The organism is Roseateles toxinivorans (assembly GCF_004362525.1).
Taxonomy (GTDB): domain Bacteria; phylum Pseudomonadota; class Gammaproteobacteria; order Burkholderiales; family Burkholderiaceae_C; genus Paucibacter; species Paucibacter toxinivorans.
Genome location: NZ_SNXS01000004.1, coordinates 150153 through 166004, shown reverse-complemented (window position 1 = coordinate 166004; position 15852 = coordinate 150153). Strand labels below are relative to the sequence as shown.

Here is a 15852-nt window from a genome sequence, read left to right as displayed (position 1 = left end):
CGGCTACGCCGAAAGGTCCGTCCCGCAATGAAAGGAGATTCCCCCATGCCCGCTCAAATCATCAACGGCAACGCCCTCTCCACCCAGATCCGTGCCGAGGTCGCCCAGCGCGCCGCGGCCCTGACGGCCAGGGGCCACCAGCCGGGACTGGCCGTGATACTGGTCGGCGAAGACCCTGCGAGCCAGGTCTATGTGCGCAACAAGGTCAAGGCCTGCGCAGACAACGGCCTGCACTCGGTGTTCGAGAAGTACGATGCAGCGCTGAGCGAGGCCGAGCTGCTGGCCCGCATCGATGCCTTGAACAAGGACGCCGCCATCCACGGCATCCTGGTCCAGATGCCGCTGCCCAAGCACATCGATCCGCACAAGGTGATCGAGGCGATCGCGCCTACCAAGGATGTCGACGGCTATTCGACCCTGAGTGCAGGCGAGCTGATGACCAATGCGCCCGGTTTTCGCCCCTGCACGCCCTATGGCTGCATGAAGCTGATCGAGAGCACCGGCATCGATCTGCGCGGCAAGCATGCGGTGGTGATAGGCCGCTCCAACACCGTCGGCAAACCGATGGCCCTGCTGCTGCTGCAGGCCAATGCCACGGTGACGATCTGCCACAGCGCCACCGCCGACATCGGCTTCCACACCGCCCAAGCCGACATCGTCGTGGCCGCCGTGGGCCGACGCAATGTGCTGACGGCCGACATGGTCAAGCCGGGCGCCATCGTCATCGACGTGGGCATCAACCGCAATGAAGAGAACAAGCTCTGCGGCGATGTGGACTTCGCGCCGGTAGCCGAGCTCGCCTCCTACATCACCCCGGTGCCCGGCGGCGTAGGCCCGATGACGATCACGATGCTGCTGGTCAACACGATCGAATCTGCCGAGCGGGTTGCCGCGGCAGCTTAATCGCCAACGGCGTCGCCGCCCCACAGCTTCGCGAACAGCGGCGAGTGGCAGGCCAGGCGGCCATCGGCCGTGGCGAAGCCGTCGCGCTCGACCAGGGTGGCCGGCGCACCCGGCGCCAGCAGCGACACGCCCAGGCCCAGCCGGTGCGGCTGCGGCGCCCAGCTCAAGCCTGCTGCCTCGGCCAGCGTGGGCAGCACATCGACATGGCTGAACTGGCGCTGCGCATCGGGCGCCGACAGTTCGCGGCCACGGCCATCAAAGCGGGCCAGCACATGGAAGACGGTGCGCGCGCCATCGGCCGATGGGCTCAGGCGCTCGGCCAGCAGCTGCTGAGGTGCCAGGTGGTCGCCCATGATCCACACCACCTTGGGCCGGCCATCGGCCTGCTCGGTGAAGCGGCGCGCCAGCTGCTCGATCATGCGATCGGTGCAGCGCAGTGCGTCGGCCATCAGCACCGACGCGGCGACATCCGACCCGTCGGCCCGCGGCGGCGCACAGCCAGGGTCTTCGCTGCCGGCCGGGCCATGGGTGTTGACGGTCAGCAGGATGTGCATGCGCGGCTCATCGTCCCGGCGGGGCCGGTTCATATCGGCCCAGGCCTGCTCGCTCAAGGCGCTGTCCAGCAGCCCCCAGCCCTCGGCAGGCACGGCCACGCCGCGCGCCTGCCATTGCTCGCGCCCGAACTGGCGCCCCACCTGGTGATTGGCCAGGAAGCGACCCTTGCCGGCGAACTGCAGCGAGGCACCGCCGTAGAAGCTGATGTCCCAGCCCTGGGCTGCCAGCAGATCGGTCAGGCAACGGCCCTGGTCGAAAAACTGCTGCGAATACTCGAACGACTGCCGGCTCATCAGCCCCACCGGCTGCAGCGGCACGCCGCACAGCGCGGTGAACAGGCCGCCTACCGTCCAGCTCGCGCCGCTGAGATTGCGCAGCGCGCCAAAGGTCTGGTGCGCCTCGTGCCAGCGGCTGAGCCGGGGCAGCGGTGCCTGGCTGGCATCGCGCGGCCGGGTGTAGGCCTCGTCAAGCGACTCGATGAAGACGAGCAGGATGTCGGGTCGCTGGGCCGGGGGCGCCGCGGCCTTCAGCTTCAGCACCGAGGGATCGACATAGTGCTGGGCCAGGTAGTCGCCATCGCCGGGCAGGCAGGGGTCCTTGACGGTGGCGGCCACCGAGGCCGCCGCGCCAAGACCCAGCAGCCCCCACAGCGCCAGGCAGCCGCGCCGCCCGCTGCAGCGCAGCACGGCCAGCAGCAGCAGGCTCAGGAGCAGCGTGCCGCCCAGATAGCGCCAGGCGCGTGACAGCATGCGCGGGTCGCTGTAGTCCAGGCCGCCATGCTGCAGATGGAACAGCACCTGGTCCCAGGTCACCGGCCCCAGATACTTGCGCAGAAACCAGCTGCCGGTGATGACGAAGAGCAGCGCATACAGCACCAGCAGGACCGGCAGCCAGCGCCGTGCCGCCGAAGGGCTTGAAGAAGGTCTCACATCAAGCTCCCGAATCGCAAAGCCTGCAGTCTGCGCAGGGTCGGTTGCGCAGTTTTGTGTGCATGTGTCCGGACATGGCCCAAGGTAAACATCTGTGTCGCCTGCGATAGCCCTGGGCGCAAAGCGCCCGGCCCATAGCGCTTACCATGTCGGTTCCTGCTTTCGCCCTACCGCCTCCATGAATCCGAACCCCTTGCTTCAGACCACCGGCCTGCCCCTGTTTGCCGAGTTCCGCGTCGAGCACATCAAGCCCGCCATCACGGAACTGCTGCGCGACGCCGAGGCGGCGCTGGAGCGCGTCGTCGGCGACGAGGTGCCCGCAACCTATGAAGCCGTCACGGCCGTACTGCCGGTGGCCACCGAGCGCCTGGGCCGGGCCTGGGGCGCCGTCAACCATCTGAACGAGGTGCTCAGCACGCCCGAGTGGCGAGCCGCCTACAACGAGATGCTGCCGGCGGTGACCGAGTACTTCACCCGGCAGGGCTCTGACGAACGCCTCTATGCCAAGTACAAATCAATCGCCGCCAGCCCCCAGGCCAAGACCCTGAGCGCGCCGCGCCAGCAGGCCCTGGCCCACTGGCTGCGCGACTTCGTGCTCTCCGGCGCGGAACTGCAAGGCGAGGCCAAGGCCCGCTACGCGCAGATCCAGGAACGCAGCGCCGAGCTGGGCCAGAAGTACTCCGAGCATGTGCTCGATGCCACCGATGGTTTCAGCTATTACGCCAGTGCCGACGAGCTGGATGGCGTGCCCGAGGACGTCAAGCAGGCCACCCGCACGGCCGCCGAGGCCGAGGGCAAGCCCGGCCACAAGATCACCCTGCACCTGCCCTGCTACCTGCCGGTGATCCAGTACGGCACGAACCGCGCCCTGCGCGAAAAGCTCTACACCGCCCACGCCACCCGCGCCAGCGAGCTGGGCCCGGCCGAGCTGGACAATACCGCGCTGATGCATGAGCTGCTGGCGCTGCGCCAGGAGGAGGCCGCCCTGCTGGGCTATCCGAACTTTGCCGAGGTCTCCCTGGTGCCCAAGATGGCCAGCTCGCCGCAGCAGGTGATCACCTTTTTGCGCGATCTGGCCGCCCGCGCCAAGCCCTATGGCGAGCGCGATCTGCAGGAACTGCGCGAGTTTGCAGAGGCGAACTTGTCCGCCTTCGGCCTCACCGGCGCGAATCTGCAGGCCTGGGACCTTCCCTTCGTCAGCGAGAAGCTGAAGGAGGCCCGCTATGCCTTCAGCGAGCAGGAGGTCAAGCAGTACTTCACCGAGCCCAAGGTCTTGCAGGGCCTGTTCAACATCATCGAGACGCTGTTCGGCGTGGCCATACGCGAAGACCAGGCCCAGGTCTGGCATGAGAGCGTGAAGTTCTATCGCATTGATCGAGGCCCGACGCTCGTCGGCCAGTTCTACCTCGACCTGCACGCCCGCCCCGGCAAGCGCCCCGGCGCCTGGATGGACGATGTGCGCGGCCGCTGGTTGCGCCCCGAGGGTGTGCTGCAGACACCGGTGGCCCATCTGGTCTGCAATTTCGCAGCACCCGTCGGCGACAAGCCTGCACTGCTGACGCATGACGACGTGACCACGCTGTTCCATGAATTCGGCCACGGCCTGCACCATCTGCTGACACAGATTTCCGACTACGGCGTGGCCGGCATCTCCGGCGTCGAGTGGGATGCGGTCGAGCTGCCCAGCCAGTTCATGGAGAACTTCTGCTGGGAGTGGGATGTGCTGAAGCGCCTGACCGCCCATGTCGACACCGGCGAGCCCCTGCCGCGCGAACTGTTCGACAAGATGCTGGCCGCGAAGAACTTCCAGAGCGGCATGCAGACGCTGCGCCAGATCGAGTTCGGCCTCAGCGATATGCGCCTGCACGCCGAGCCCGGCAGCGAGCGTGACGTGCAGGCGGTGGTCGACGCGGTGCGCCGCGAGGTCGGCGTCTTCATGCCTCCAGCCTTCAACCGCTCGCAGCACAGCTTCTCGCACATCTTCGCGGGCGGCTACAGCGCCGGCTACTACAGCTACAAATGGGCCGAGGTCTTGAGCGCCGATGCCTGGAGCGCCTTCGAGGAATCCGGCGTGTTCAATGCCGAGACCGGCGCCCGCTATCTGCACGCCATCCTGGAGGCCGGCGGCAGCCGCCCGGCAATGGACAGCTTCAAGGCCTTCCGCGGCCGCGAGCCCAGCATCGACGCCTTGCTGCGTCACCAGGGCATGGCTTGACGTTTTCTTCACAAGCGGCTTTCTAGACTGGGTCATCAACCCACACCGGAGAGCCCCCATGAAACGCTTCGCCCACCTGCTGCAGCACTGCCTCACCGGCCTGCTGGCTGCCCACGTACTGGCGGCCTCGGCGCAAACGCCGGCCCCGACCAAGGTGCTGATCGTCGTCAGCGGCGAAGGCCGCGACCAGGGCAAGACCCGACCCGGCTTCGAGATGGACGAGTTCGCCCAGAGCTGGCTGCTGCTGCGCGCCAATGGCATAGCGGTCGATGTCGCCAGCCCGGCGGGCGGCCCGGTCGAGGCGGACCGCTACAACCCGCAGGACGACTACAACGCAGGGCTGCTGGGCGATGCCCAGGCGCTGACCCAGCTGCGCCAGACCCTGGCCACCGCCAGTCTGCGTGCCAGCGACTACCGCGCCGTGCTGGTGATGGGCGGCAAAGGCGCCATGTTCGACCTGCCCAAGGACCCTGCCCTGCAGCGTCTGCTCACGGCCATCGATGCCCAGGGCGGCGTGATCGCCGCGGTCTGCCACGGGCCGGCCGCACTGGCCGAGGTCAGGCGCGCCGATGGTCAGCCGCTGGTGGCCGGCCGCCGCCTCACCGGCTTCACCAACGAGGAAGAGACTGCGTTCGGCAAGAAGTGGGCGGCGCAGTTTCCCTGGTTGCTGGAAGACCGGCTCAAGGCCCAGGGGGCGCGCTGGGAAGAGGCCTCGCTGATGCTGCCCCGGGTGGTGGTCGATGGCCGCCTGATCACCGGCCAGAACCCCTTCTCGACCGCAGCCATGACCGAGGCCGTGCTGAGGGCACTGGGTCACGAGCCGAAGCCTCGCAAGCCTTTCCGCGACGAAGCCACGATGGCCCTGGCCCAGCGCTGGCTGGACGGCGAGCAGGCCGAGGTGCAGGCGCTGCTGGCCGCCGATGCCAAGGCCTACAAGATGGAGCTGGTGGCGATGCTGGGCCTCTACCAGTTCAAGCAGGCGGCCGATGACGCCAACCGCCGGCAGGGGCTATCGCTGATGCGCCTGGCCGAGCCCCATTTCAAGCATGAGCAGCTGACCCAGGCGATTGCCCAGGCGCGGCAGTCGCTGCTGGCGCTGGCGGCACCTGCTCGCTGACGTCCGACCATGAGCAGCACACCGGCCCAGCGCATCCTGGTCGTCGAAGACCACGGCCCGCTGCGAGCCCAGATCGTCGCCCTGCTGCAGGGTGCGAATTGGCAGGTCGAGGAGGCCAGCGATGGCCGCCTGGGCCTGCAACTGGCGCTGCAGCAGCCGCCCGATGTGCTGCTGCTGGACCTGGGCCTGCCCGGCCTGGACGGCCTGCAGCTGTGCCGGCAGTTGCGCGCGCGGGCCGACCGCCATATCCCGGTGCTGATGCTCACCGCTCGTGACAGTCTGGCAGACAAGGGCCAGGGCTTCGCAGCCGGCGCCGACGACTATCTGCTCAAGCCCTTTGCAGGTGAGGAGCTGCTGTGGCGCTGCCAGGCCCTGGCCCGCCGCGGCGAGTTGGGCCGCAGCCCGGTGCTGCAGCGCGGCCCGCTGCACATCGACCGGCGCAGCGGTCAGGTCCTCAACGAGGGTCAGGTATTGCTCATGCCGCCCCAGGCCTACCGCCTGCTGCTGGCCCTTGCCGAGGCCTGGCCGCGCACCGTCAGCCGCAGCGAGCTGCAGCAGGCGCTGTGGGCCGACGAGCCTCCCGAGTCCGACGCCCTGCGCAGCCATCTCTACACGCTGCGCCAGGCCCTGGGCCCGGCCCAGCAGCTGATCAAGACCGTGCACAGCGTCGGCCTGCGCCTGGACGTGCCGGAATGACAGCGCCCTACCGCCCGCGCCTGCAGCGCCGGCTGATGCTGGCGTTTGCTGGCTACACCCTGCTGATCAGCACGTTGTTCGGCCTGTTCGCCATGGCCTTCGTCTACTCGGTGGAGGACGAGTTTTTCAACTCCGCGCTGGCGCAGGAGGCACAGCGCCAGCGGGCCCATCTCAAGGCCCGTGGCGACTGGACCACGCCCGCCCAGACCTTCATCCAGCTCTACCGACCAGCCCAGGCCCTGCCCGATGACTTGCGGCTGGCCCTTGAGCAACGGCCGCAGTCCCGCGAGCTCAGCGGCAGCGAAGGCCGCCACTACCACCTGCTGGCGCTGGACCAGCACGGCAGCCGCCTCGTCGCCGAGGTGAGCGCCCAACTGGTGGTGCGGCCCATGCGTGAGCAGCTGCTGCGCTGGCTGGCCCTGTGGGGCGGCGGGCTGAGCCTGCTGGCACTGGTGCTGGGTTGGTGGCTGGCGCGGCGCAGCAGTGCCCCACTGGCGCGCCTCGCCGCCCAGGTGGCAGGCAGCCAGCCGGAGCAACTGCCCACCGATCTGGCCCGGCACTACAGCCATGACGAGATCGGCCAATTGGCCCGCCATCTGGACGGCCTGAACCAGCGTGTGGCCGCCTTCATCGAACGCGAACAGGCCTTCACCCGCGACGCCAGCCACGAGCTGCGCACGCCGCTGGCCGTGCTGAGCCTCGGCTGCGAGCGGCTGCAATCGCTGGTCGGCACAGCGGCCCAGCCCGAGATTGCCTCGATGCGCGCCGCGATCTGGCAGTTGCAGCAGACGGTCGAGCTGCTCTTGGCGCTGGCGCGGCAGCAGCCTGCCCAGACCCATCCGCAACGCCCGCTGCTGCCGCAGATCGAACAGGCGGTACTGGCCCTTGCGCCGCTGCTGGACGAACAGCAGATCACGCTGAACCTCGACGTGCACCCGGGCTTGAGCCGCGACTGGCCGCCGGCATTGACCCGGCTGCTGGTCAGCAATCTGCTGGCCAATGCCCTGGCCCATGGCCAGGGCGGAACGATCAGCATCACGGCCGACGATCAGGCGATGCGCTTTTGCAACCCCAGCCCGCAGCCGCCCCTGGCCCTGCTGGCGGATGACGCGGCCGGACGACTCGCTGGCATCAAGGGCGAGGCCAGCGCCGGTCTGGGGCTGGGCCTGTCCATCGTGCGCCGGCTGGCCGAGCGCCACGGCCTGCAGCTGCAGCTGAGCCATCAGCAGGGCTGCACCTGCGTCAGCCTGCGCCAGGACCCTGCCCTCACATCTTCTTGACGTCCTGAGCCCTAGTCTGCCGCCATCGACCGCCCCATACGGGCCTCGATCAAGCAATGACGACAGCAAGGAAAGCAATCAAGATCATGGCCAGCCTGCTGGGTCTGGCCGCAGTGGCCGCCGCACTCTGGTGGGCCCTGTTCGGCCTCAAGCCGTACACGATCACCGACGAAGCGCTGCGGGCCCGCTATGCCTACAGCGCGACGGCCGCAGGCCTGGCCATGCAGCAGACCGCGGAGCCCGGCCATGCCCAGGTCCTGCGATTCAAGAGCTTCGATGGCAGCGAGGTCGAGGGCCGCATCGTCTATCCCGGCGATCCGGCCACCGCACAGCGCCCATTTCCGCTGCTGGTCGGTCTGCACGGCATGGGCCGCAGCCATGTGCGCTGGTGGCAGGGCGAGTTCAAGCAGCGGCCAACCGTGGAGCATACCCACCGCATCACCGCGCTGGCCCTGCAGCGGGGCTATGCGGTGCTGGCCCTGGATGCGCGCAACCATGGCGCGCGCAAGAATCCGGAGTACCCCCTGCAAGACCTGATGCAGGACCTTCACTACTGGGGCAAGCGCGATCCCTATGAGCAGATGATCATCGACACGGTGCGCGACTACCGGCTGCTGCTGGACTGGGTGCAGACCCAGCCCCAGCTGGATGCCGGCCAGATCCGCGTCGCCGGCTACAGCATGGGCGCCCAGATGGCCCTGCTGATCGGCGGCCTGGACCCACGGGTGATGGCGGTGCTAGCCATCGTGCCGCCGCATCTGGACAACAAGGTGGCTGCCGCTGCGCCACGCAATCTGCTCGCCGGGCTGGCGGGCAAGAAGGTCTGGCTGCTCAGTGCGGACGACGACGAACACTCAGCCCGGGCCGACAACGCGGCCCTGTTCGAGGCCATTCCCGGCCAGGACAAGCAGCATCTGCGCTTTGCCGGCGGCCACCTGCTGCCGGCCGGCTATGTGGACCGGCTGGCACCCTGGTTCTAAGCAGCGCGCCGCAGCACCTCAGGCGACAATAGGGCCTTGCGCGCCCCGTCCGTCGGTCGGGGCCGCTGCTTCGGAGTACGCCCATGTCCAAACTCAGCTCGCTGGCCGCCCTGGGTCTTGCCGCCCTGGCTCTTGTCGCCCAGATGCTGGTGCCAGGTCTTGCCTTTGCCCAGTACAAGGTCGTCGCGCCCGATGGCCGGGTCACCTACACCGACAGGCCACCGGCCGACGGCAGCAAGGTCACGCCGCTGCGCGCTCAAGGCGGCGCGGAGTCTGAGCTGGCCCGCTTGCCGCTGGCCTTGCGCGAACCGGTGTCGCGCTATCCGGTCACGCTGTACACCAGCAACGACGTCTGCCTGCCCTGTGACAACGCCCGCGCGCTGCTGCGCCAGCGCGGCATCCCCTATGCCGAGAAGCAGGCGCTGAGCAACGAGGACAAGCGCCAACTGGAGGCGCTGATCGGCGCGCTGGAGGTGCCGGCGCTGGCGATAGGCGCCCAGGTGCTGCGCGGCTTCTCTCCCGACAGCTGGCAGGGCTATCTGGACGCCGCCGGCTATCCGCGCACGTCGGTGTTGCCCTCGAGCTACCAGCAGCCCGCCGCCACGCCGCTGAGCGGGCCACCCAGCCAGGCCAACAAGCAGGCCGCGCCGCAGCCGGCGTTCACGCCTGAGCTGCCATCCGATGTGCCCGCGCAAGCACCGGTGCGGTTCTAGTAGCCCGGATGCAATCCGGGGCCCCGGATTCCATCCGGGCTACGGTTGACGTCGCAGTGCCCTGGCCGGCCACTGCGCCGCCACCAGCAGCGAGGCCATCAGCCACATCGGTGCAGCGGCCACCGTGCCGGTGGCCAAGAGGCCGAAGCCCGAGGGCATGACGATGGTGGCCGCATTGGTGAACAGCATGCGCAGGCCGAGCGCCTGGCCATGCCGGTCCGGGGGTGTGACCTGGTGCAGGGTGGCCAGAATCATTGGTTGCACCGAGCCCAGGGCCAGGCCCAGCAGGCTGGAGCCCACCATCAGCCCCCAGGTGCCCGGTAGCCAGGCATAGGCCATCAGCACCCCGGTGGCCAGCAGCATGGCCGAGCGCAGGGCCAGCACCTCGTCCAGCTCATCGGCCCATTTGGTGATGGCCAGGCGCACCACCGTGGCGGCCACCGCGAACGAGCCCAGCAGCAGGCCGATGCTGGAGGCACTCAGGCCCCGCGCATGGCCGACCACCGGCACGACAAAGCTGTGCGCGTCCCAGCAGGATGACAACACGATGTTCAGGATCAGCAGGCGGCGCAGATGCGGCAGACGCAGCAGGTCCCAGGCGCGGCGCGGTTTGGCTTGCGAGTCGGGTTCGGCGTGCCCTGCCTCGGGCAGTCGCGGCACCTTCAGCGCCACCCACCAGGCCAAGGGGCACAACAGCAGCGCCAGCACAAAGGCCGAGCGATAGCTGGCATGGTCGATCAGCAGGCCGGCGGCCATCGGTGCCAGCGCGTTCGACATCGCCGGCCCCAGCGCCATCCAGCTGAACACCCGCTTCAGGTCGCCGCTGTCGCTGGCCATCAGGCCGGCCTCGCGCTGGATGGCAACGGCCGCCACGCTGACGGCGCCGCCGGTCAGCAGGCCGGCGATGATCAGCGCGGCCAGATGCTGGGACACCACGGCCGCCAGCGCGCCCACGCCGGCCATTGCAATGCCCCAGCCGACCGGGCGATGGAAGCCGAAGCGGTCGGCCAACCGGCCGGCCCACATCGACAGCAGCAGCGGCGCGACGGCATAGAGACTCAGCAGCACGCCCACCGTCCATTCCGGATAGCCCTGCTTGAGCACCAGCAGGCTGGAAGTGACGCGGGTGGCCGCCATGCAGGCATGGACGCCGATCAGCGTGGCCACCACATAGGGCAGCGCGGCGCGCAGATTCGGCGCCGGCGCCGGCGCCGTAGCGCTCACGCGTCGGCCTCGGGCTCGGTGTCGGTGGTGCCCAGCAGGGCCTGAACGCGGGTCTCGGGCAGTGCCTCGACGCTTTTGAGCTTGCGCGTCATCTGGCGGGTGCGAGTCTCGGCCATCTCTATGCTGCTGCTGGCCTCGTCGAGCTTCTTCTTGGTCTTGGCCAACACATCGCCGAACTTGCCGAACTCGGTCTTGACGGCGCCCAGCACCTCCCAGACCTCGGCGGAACGTTTCTCAAGCGCGAGGGTGCGAAAACCCATCTGCAGGCTGGTCAGGGTGGCCAGCAGCGTGGTCGGGCCGACCAGCATGACCTTGTGCTCGCGCTGCAAGGCCTCCACCAGGCCGGGCCGGCGCAGCGCCTCGGCATACAGACCCTCGGTGGGCACGAACAGCATGCCGAAGTCGGTGGTGTGGGGCGGCGCGATGTACTTCTCGCGTATGGTCTTGGCTTCCATGCGCAGGCGCATCTCGATCGCCTTGGCCGAGGCCTCGACGCCCACCGCATCGGCACGGTCCTGGGCCTCCAGCAGGCGCTCGTAGTCCTCGCGCGGGAACTTGGCGTCGATGGGCAGCCAAAGCGGCGCGCCATCGTCACGCTGGCCCGGCAGCCTGATCGCGAACTCGACCCGCTCACTGCTGCCCGGAATCGTCGCCACATTGCTGGCGTACTGCTCGGGCGTGAACACCTGCTCCAGCAGGCCGGCCAGCTGCACCTCGCCGAAGATGCCGCGCGTCTTCACATTCGTCAGCACCCGGTTCAAGGCGCCGACGTCGCGCGCCAAGGTCTGCATCTCGCCCAGGCCCTTGTGCACCTGCTCCAGCCGCTCGGCCACCTGCTTGAAGCTCTCGCCGAGGCGCTGCTCCAGCGTGGCGTGCAGCTTCTCGTCCACCGTGGCACGCATCTGCTCGAGCTTCTTCTCGTTGTCCTGCTGGATCGCCGTCAGCCGCTGCTCGACCGTGTGGCGCACCTCCGAGAGGCGCTGCTCGTTCGCCGCGGACATCGCCTTGAGCTGCTCGCGCATCGCGTCGCTCAAGCGCTGCATCGCCTGATCCTGGGCCTCGCGGGCGGCCAGCGCCTGCCCGCCCAGCGCCTGCTGCAGGCTGGCGAGCTGGACGCGGAAGCTGTCGATCTGCTCGTTCTGCGTGCGGGCCACGTCGCCCGACTGGTTCAGCAGCGTCTGCTGGAAGCTGGCCAGGGTCTGCGATAGCTCCTGGCGCGTGGCGCTGCCCGAGCGGGTCAGCTCATCGCGCAGCTCGCGCTCGGTGCGCTCGCCGCTACTCATCAGATTGCGCTGCAGGGCCTCCAGCGCCTGTGCCTGTGCTTGCCCCTGTTCGTCGCTCTGCCCCGCAGACCTGCTGCGCCATAACAGCAGCAGTGCTGCCACCTGCAGGGCGATCAGGCCCAGTATCACGAAGTCTTGCCAAGTCATCCGGCGATTGTCGCCGACAGCCAGGACAAGCTGTGCGCGCAGCGGCTACTTCAACACGGCCAGCACGCTGCTGTAGTCATCGCTCCAGAGCCGGAAACCGGGGTTGGTGTCGATGGCAACGGCCTCAGCGAGCAGCGGCTGCGCGAGGAACTGCGGAGCGGCGCTGACCAGCACCCAGTCCGAGCGATAGACCAGCCGCTCACCGTCAGGAGCGGTGCTGACCATCCGCGCCTGCCAGCCAAAATGATCGGCGGCCGCCTTGACGACCTGCTTCAGGTCCAGAAAGCGGTTGGTGACATGCACCGCCAGTACACCCTGCGGCTTCAGGTGCCGGAAGTAGGAAGCAAAGGCCTCCCGAGTCAGCAGGTGGATGGGCACGGCGTCGCCCGAGAACGCATCGACCACCAGCACATCGAACTGCTGCGCCGGTTCGCGCTCCAGCGCCAGCCGGGCGTCGGCAATCACGATCTCGGTGGCCGCCTTGCTGCGGCTCAGGAAGGTGAACTCGCTGTGAGCCAGCTGCATCACCAGCGGGTCGATCTCGTAGAGCCGGAAGCTGTCGCCCGGGCGGCCGTAGGTCAGCAGGGTGCCGATGCCGACACCGATCACGCCCACGCGCAGCGGTCCGCCCGCGGCCATCGAGGCCTTGGCCAACAGCGCCCGGCCCACGCCCGAGTCCTGGCTGTAATAGGCGGTGGGCCAGTCCTGGCGCTCCGGCGCCTGGAACTGCCGGCCGTGCACGATCTGGCCATGCATCAGGCTGCGTCTGGCGTCCAGGCCCTCGCCGCCGTCGAGCACGCGCAAGGTGCCGTAGAAGTTGCGCACGGTGACGCGGGCGCCATTCAGGTCGTCCAGGTGCTCGGCGACGCTCACATAGGCAATGCCCAGAACGACGGCACCGGCGCCGACCCAGGCCGGCACCCGCCATCTGCCGCCGGCAAAGTCCTGGCCCTCCATCACCACCCAGGCGACCACCAGCGCCGTCAGCACCAGGCCGATGGACAGCTCGAAATTCCCGCTGAAGACATAGGGAGCAAAGACACCGACAAACAGCCCGCCCAGGGCGCCGCCGATGGCAATCATCAGAAAGTAGCCGGTCAGCTGGGACGGGTGCGGATGCAGCCGAGCCAGCTCGCCGTGGCAGACCATGCAGGCCACGAAGAAGGCTGCCAGATTGATGCCCATGGCCAGGTAGATGGGCAGGGCCGACACGCCCAAGGTCGGCAGATACGCCATTGCGCCCAGACCCAGGGCCAGCAGCGGCAGGAACAGCCCGCGCCGGTACCAGCCCCTGCGTTCGAAGCAGAAGATGAAGGAGAGCAGGTACAGGCCCAGCGGCAGCACCCATAGCAGCGGTATCGGGGCGATGTTCGCCGTCAGGAAACTCGTGTCCGCCACCAGCAGGATGGACGGGCATGCGGCCAGGGCGATCCAACGCAGGCGCAAAGCCGCCGTCGGCGCCACCACAGTGGCCGCCTGGGTGGCCCCCTCCACCGCCGGCCCGCCATGCCGGCCGCGCCAGGCCAGCACCCCGCACAGCAGCGCAAACACGGCGAACAAGGCCGACCACCAAGCCGACTGCCAGCGCGTCGGCAGGTTCGGCTCGACCAACACCGGATAGGCCAGCAGGGCCAGCAGCGAGCCAAAGTTCGACAGCGCGAACAGGCGATAGGGTACGGCGCCGGGCTTCTCGCGCGCGAACCAGGCCTGTATCAGCGGCCCCGTGGTGGACAGCACGAAGTACGGCAGGCCAATGGTCACTGTCAGCAGGGCCAGGATGCGCGGCGTCGGATCCTCGCCGCCACTGGGCCGCCAATCGGCGCTGGGGCTGATCGGCAGCAGCAGCAGGCTGACGGCCAGCAGCGCGATATGCAACAGGCTTTGCTGGCGCGCACTGAGCAGGCGCACAACGAAGTGCGAGTACAGATAGCCAAGCAGCAAGAGCATCTGGAAGAACAGCATGCAGGCCGTCCACACCGAAGCCGAACCGCCGAACCAGGGCAAGATCATCTTGGCGATGATGGGCTGCACCTGGAACAGCAGAAAGGCGCTGAGCAGTATCGTCAGGCCGTAGTGCAGGGCCAGGCCTAAATGGGCGAGCATGAAACTCCTCGATCAGCGCTTGCGCAGGGCTGCCAGCGAGCCGGAGTCTAGGTGCCCGGTGTCACCGTGGCGATACGGGTTAGCGCCCGGTATCAAGCGCCGCCAGTTGCTTGTAGAAGTAGGCGGTGGCGTGCAGCTCGCCGCAGGGGCATTTGGTGTAGGCCGGAATCTCGCCGGCATGCTGCCAGCCCAGGTGGCGGTAGACGCTGTCGGCCTTGGAGCCGGCGTCGGCCCCCAGCACCAGCAGCTGACGGCCCTGCGCAAGCGCAAAGGTCTCGAGCTCGCGCATCAGCATCGTCGCCAGGCCCTGCCCCTGGCAGGTGCTCAGCACCAGCAGCTTCTGCACCTCGGCGCGATGGCGGCCATCGTCACGCTCGCACAGGGCCAGTTGCACCGCGCCCAGCACCTTGCCGCGGTGGCGGGCGACGAACAGCACCTGATGGGCCGACAGCTTGCCGAACACCTCGCGCCAGTAGGCGGCCGCCTCGGTGGGCACCAGCGGGGCCAGAAAACCGACCGCGGCGCCGCCATGGACGCTGTCGATCAGCAGATCACAGAGGCTGTCGATCAGTGCCGAGGTGGCAAGCGTGACTTGTTCAATGCGCATGGCGGTGACGGGCTTGAGTTGCCGTCAATGACAGCAAGAAGCAAGCCAAGCCGAACTGCCTTGCCGGCCGCCCTACGCGCACCAGGACCGAGAATACTCAACCCAAGTTGGTGCGGGCCAGCACCTCGGGATTGATGGGTGTCGGTGGCGTGCCCCCGGTCAGCGCCGCCGTCAGATTGGCCGCCGCCAGCTCGGCCATGGCCAGTCGGGTCTTCATCGTCGCGCTGGCGATATGGGGCGTGAGCACGACGTTGGGCACGGTCAGCAGGCCAGCGTGCAGCTGGGGCTCGCCCTCGAACACGTCCAGGCCTGCGGCGGCGATGGTTCTGTTACGCAGAGCCTCGGCCAGCGCCACGTCATCGACCACGCCACCGCGGGCGATATTGGTCAAGGTGGCGGTGGGCTTCATCTGCGCCAGTTCGGCCGCGGCGATGGTGTGGTGGGATGCGGCCGAGTACGGCAGCACGATCACCAGATGGTCGGCCTCGCGCAGCAGGGTTGCCTTGTCCACATAGCGGGCCCCGACCTCGGCCTCCTGCTCGGCCGGCAGCTGCGAGCGGTTGTGATAGATCACCTGCATGCCGAAGCCTAAAGCGCCGCGTCGTGCGATGGCCCGGCCAATGCGACCCATGCCCAGGATGGCCAGGGTGCTGCCGTTGACCTCGGCGCCGGCAAACATATCGTAGCTCCAGCGCTTCCATTCGCCCCGGCGCAGCGCATGCTCGGCCTCGGCCATGCGGCGCGCGGCGGCCATCATCAGCGCGAAGCCGAAGTCGGCCGTCGTCTCGGTCAGCACATCGGGCGTGTTGGTGGCCAGCACGCCCCGCGCGGTGCAGGCCGGCACGTCGATATTGTTGTAGCCAACGGCCACATTGCAGACGGCTTTCAGCTGCGGGCAGGCGTCCAGCAGCGCCGCATCGATGCGCTCGCTGCCGGTGATCAGCGCACCGCTCTTGCCCTGCAACCGGGCGATCAGCTCGGCCGGCGCATAGGGCTCGTCACCCTGGTTGCTGCTGACCTCGAACTGCGTCTGCAGCCCCTCCAGCACCGAGGGAAAGAGCGCGCGTGCGACCAGGATGGCGGGTTTGGTGGACATCAAT

Annotated in this window: 13 protein-coding genes; 7 read left to right on the top strand and 6 right to left on the bottom strand. The window is 68.4% G+C overall.

Annotated elements, in window-relative coordinates; translation table 11 throughout:
- The first annotated feature begins 45 nt into the window (after positions 1–45).
- The gene (folD, locus tag DES47_RS15935; protein WP_133701732.1) at positions 46–903 is read left to right on the top strand and encodes a bifunctional methylenetetrahydrofolate dehydrogenase/methenyltetrahydrofolate cyclohydrolase FolD; all 858 of its coding nucleotides are present in this window, start codon (positions 46–48) and stop codon (positions 901–903) included.
- Here folD and DES47_RS15930 read toward each other — a convergent pair.
- A complete protein-coding gene (locus DES47_RS15930; RefSeq protein WP_133701731.1) occupies positions 900–2387 on the bottom strand; it encodes a sulfatase-like hydrolase/transferase in 1488 nt (495 codons plus the stop codon). The two genes, folD and DES47_RS15930, sit on opposite strands and share 4 nt — an antisense overlap.
- 178 nt (positions 2388–2565) lie before the next feature.
- Here DES47_RS15930 and DES47_RS15925 point away from each other — a divergent pair, with 178 nt between their 5' ends.
- The 6 genes from DES47_RS15925 to DES47_RS15900 all read left to right on the top strand — a co-directional run bounded on the left by DES47_RS15925 (position 2566) and on the right by DES47_RS15900 (position 9388).
- Positions 2566–4602, top strand: a complete 2037-nt coding sequence (locus DES47_RS15925) for a M3 family metallopeptidase (protein WP_133701730.1) — start codon at positions 2566–2568, stop codon at positions 4600–4602.
- A gap of 58 nt (positions 4603–4660) precedes the next feature.
- Entirely contained in the window at positions 4661–5719 is a 1059-nt protein-coding gene (locus DES47_RS15920; RefSeq protein ID WP_133701729.1) for a type 1 glutamine amidotransferase domain-containing protein, read from the top strand.
- 9 nt (positions 5720–5728) lie between these two features.
- Positions 5729–6415: a response regulator transcription factor gene (locus DES47_RS15915; RefSeq protein ID WP_133701728.1), complete on the top strand. Its 687-nt coding sequence runs from the start codon at positions 5729–5731 to the stop codon at positions 6413–6415.
- A complete protein-coding gene (locus DES47_RS15910) occupies positions 6412–7695 on the top strand; it encodes a sensor histidine kinase (protein ID WP_133701727.1) in 1284 nt (427 codons plus the stop codon). Before DES47_RS15915 ends, DES47_RS15910 begins: the two co-directional genes overlap by 4 nt.
- Positions 7696–7781: 86 nt before the next feature.
- The gene (locus DES47_RS15905) at positions 7782–8675 is read left to right on the top strand and encodes an alpha/beta hydrolase family protein (protein ID WP_133701726.1); all 894 of its coding nucleotides are present in this window, start codon (positions 7782–7784) and stop codon (positions 8673–8675) included.
- A gap of 83 nt (positions 8676–8758) precedes the next feature.
- On the top strand, positions 8759–9388 hold the full coding sequence (locus DES47_RS15900) for a glutaredoxin family protein (protein WP_133701725.1): 630 nt from the start codon (positions 8759–8761) through the stop codon (positions 9386–9388).
- Between the two features lie 39 nt (positions 9389–9427).
- Here DES47_RS15900 and DES47_RS15895 read toward each other — a convergent pair whose 3' ends face one another.
- The 5 genes from DES47_RS15895 to DES47_RS15875 all read right to left on the bottom strand — a co-directional run bounded on the left by DES47_RS15895 (position 9428) and on the right by DES47_RS15875 (position 15848).
- Positions 9428–10612 carry an MFS transporter gene (locus tag DES47_RS15895; RefSeq protein WP_133701724.1) on the bottom strand — a complete coding sequence of 395 codons (1185 nt, stop codon included), beginning with the start codon at positions 10610–10612 and terminating at the stop codon, positions 9428–9430.
- The gene (locus tag DES47_RS15890; RefSeq protein WP_133701723.1) at positions 10609–12042 is read right to left on the bottom strand and encodes a DNA recombination protein RmuC; all 1434 of its coding nucleotides are present in this window, start codon (positions 12040–12042) and stop codon (positions 10609–10611) included. Before DES47_RS15890 ends, DES47_RS15895 begins: the two co-directional genes overlap by 4 nt.
- 45 nt (positions 12043–12087) lie before the next feature.
- A complete protein-coding gene (locus DES47_RS15885; RefSeq protein WP_133701722.1) occupies positions 12088–14145 on the bottom strand; it encodes a fused MFS/spermidine synthase in 2058 nt (685 codons plus the stop codon).
- Positions 14146–14224: 79 nt separating this feature from the next.
- Positions 14225–14752 (bottom strand): GNAT family N-acetyltransferase, encoded by a 528-nt coding sequence (locus DES47_RS15880; protein WP_133701721.1) that lies wholly within the window; start codon positions 14750–14752, stop codon positions 14225–14227.
- 97 nt (positions 14753–14849) lie between these two features.
- Positions 14850–15848 (bottom strand): 2-hydroxyacid dehydrogenase, encoded by a 999-nt coding sequence (locus tag DES47_RS15875; protein WP_133701720.1) that lies wholly within the window; start codon positions 15846–15848, stop codon positions 14850–14852.
- Positions 15849–15852: the final 4 nt, after the last annotated feature.

What these genes read in the sequence shown, in the direction of transcription:
- folD (WP_133701732.1), top strand. Translation starts at nt 46, where the DNA reads ATGCCCGCTCAAATCATCAACGGCAACGCCCTCTCCACCCAGATCCGT.
- DES47_RS15925 (WP_133701730.1), top strand. Translation starts at nt 2,566, where the DNA reads ATGAATCCGAACCCCTTGCTTCAGACCACCGGCCTGCCCCTGTTTGCC.
- DES47_RS15920 (WP_133701729.1), top strand. Translation starts at nt 4,661, where the DNA reads ATGAAACGCTTCGCCCACCTGCTGCAGCACTGCCTCACCGGCCTGCTG.
- DES47_RS15915 (WP_133701728.1), top strand. Translation starts at nt 5,729, where the DNA reads ATGAGCAGCACACCGGCCCAGCGCATCCTGGTCGTCGAAGACCACGGC.
- DES47_RS15910 (WP_133701727.1), top strand. Translation starts at nt 6,412, where the DNA reads ATGACAGCGCCCTACCGCCCGCGCCTGCAGCGCCGGCTGATGCTGGCG.
- DES47_RS15905 (WP_133701726.1), top strand. Translation starts at nt 7,782, where the DNA reads ATGGCCAGCCTGCTGGGTCTGGCCGCAGTGGCCGCCGCACTCTGGTGG.
- DES47_RS15900 (WP_133701725.1), top strand. Translation starts at nt 8,759, where the DNA reads ATGTCCAAACTCAGCTCGCTGGCCGCCCTGGGTCTTGCCGCCCTGGCT.
- DES47_RS15890 (WP_133701723.1), bottom strand. Translation starts at nt 12,042, where the DNA reads ATGACTTGGCAAGACTTCGTGATACTGGGCCTGATCGCCCTGCAGGTG.
- DES47_RS15885 (WP_133701722.1), bottom strand. Translation starts at nt 14,145, where the DNA reads ATGCTCGCCCATTTAGGCCTGGCCCTGCACTACGGCCTGACGATACTG.
- DES47_RS15880 (WP_133701721.1), bottom strand. Translation starts at nt 14,752, where the DNA reads ATGCGCATTGAACAAGTCACGCTTGCCACCTCGGCACTGATCGACAGC.
- DES47_RS15875 (WP_133701720.1), bottom strand. Translation starts at nt 15,848, where the DNA reads ATGTCCACCAAACCCGCCATCCTGGTCGCACGCGCGCTCTTTCCCTCG.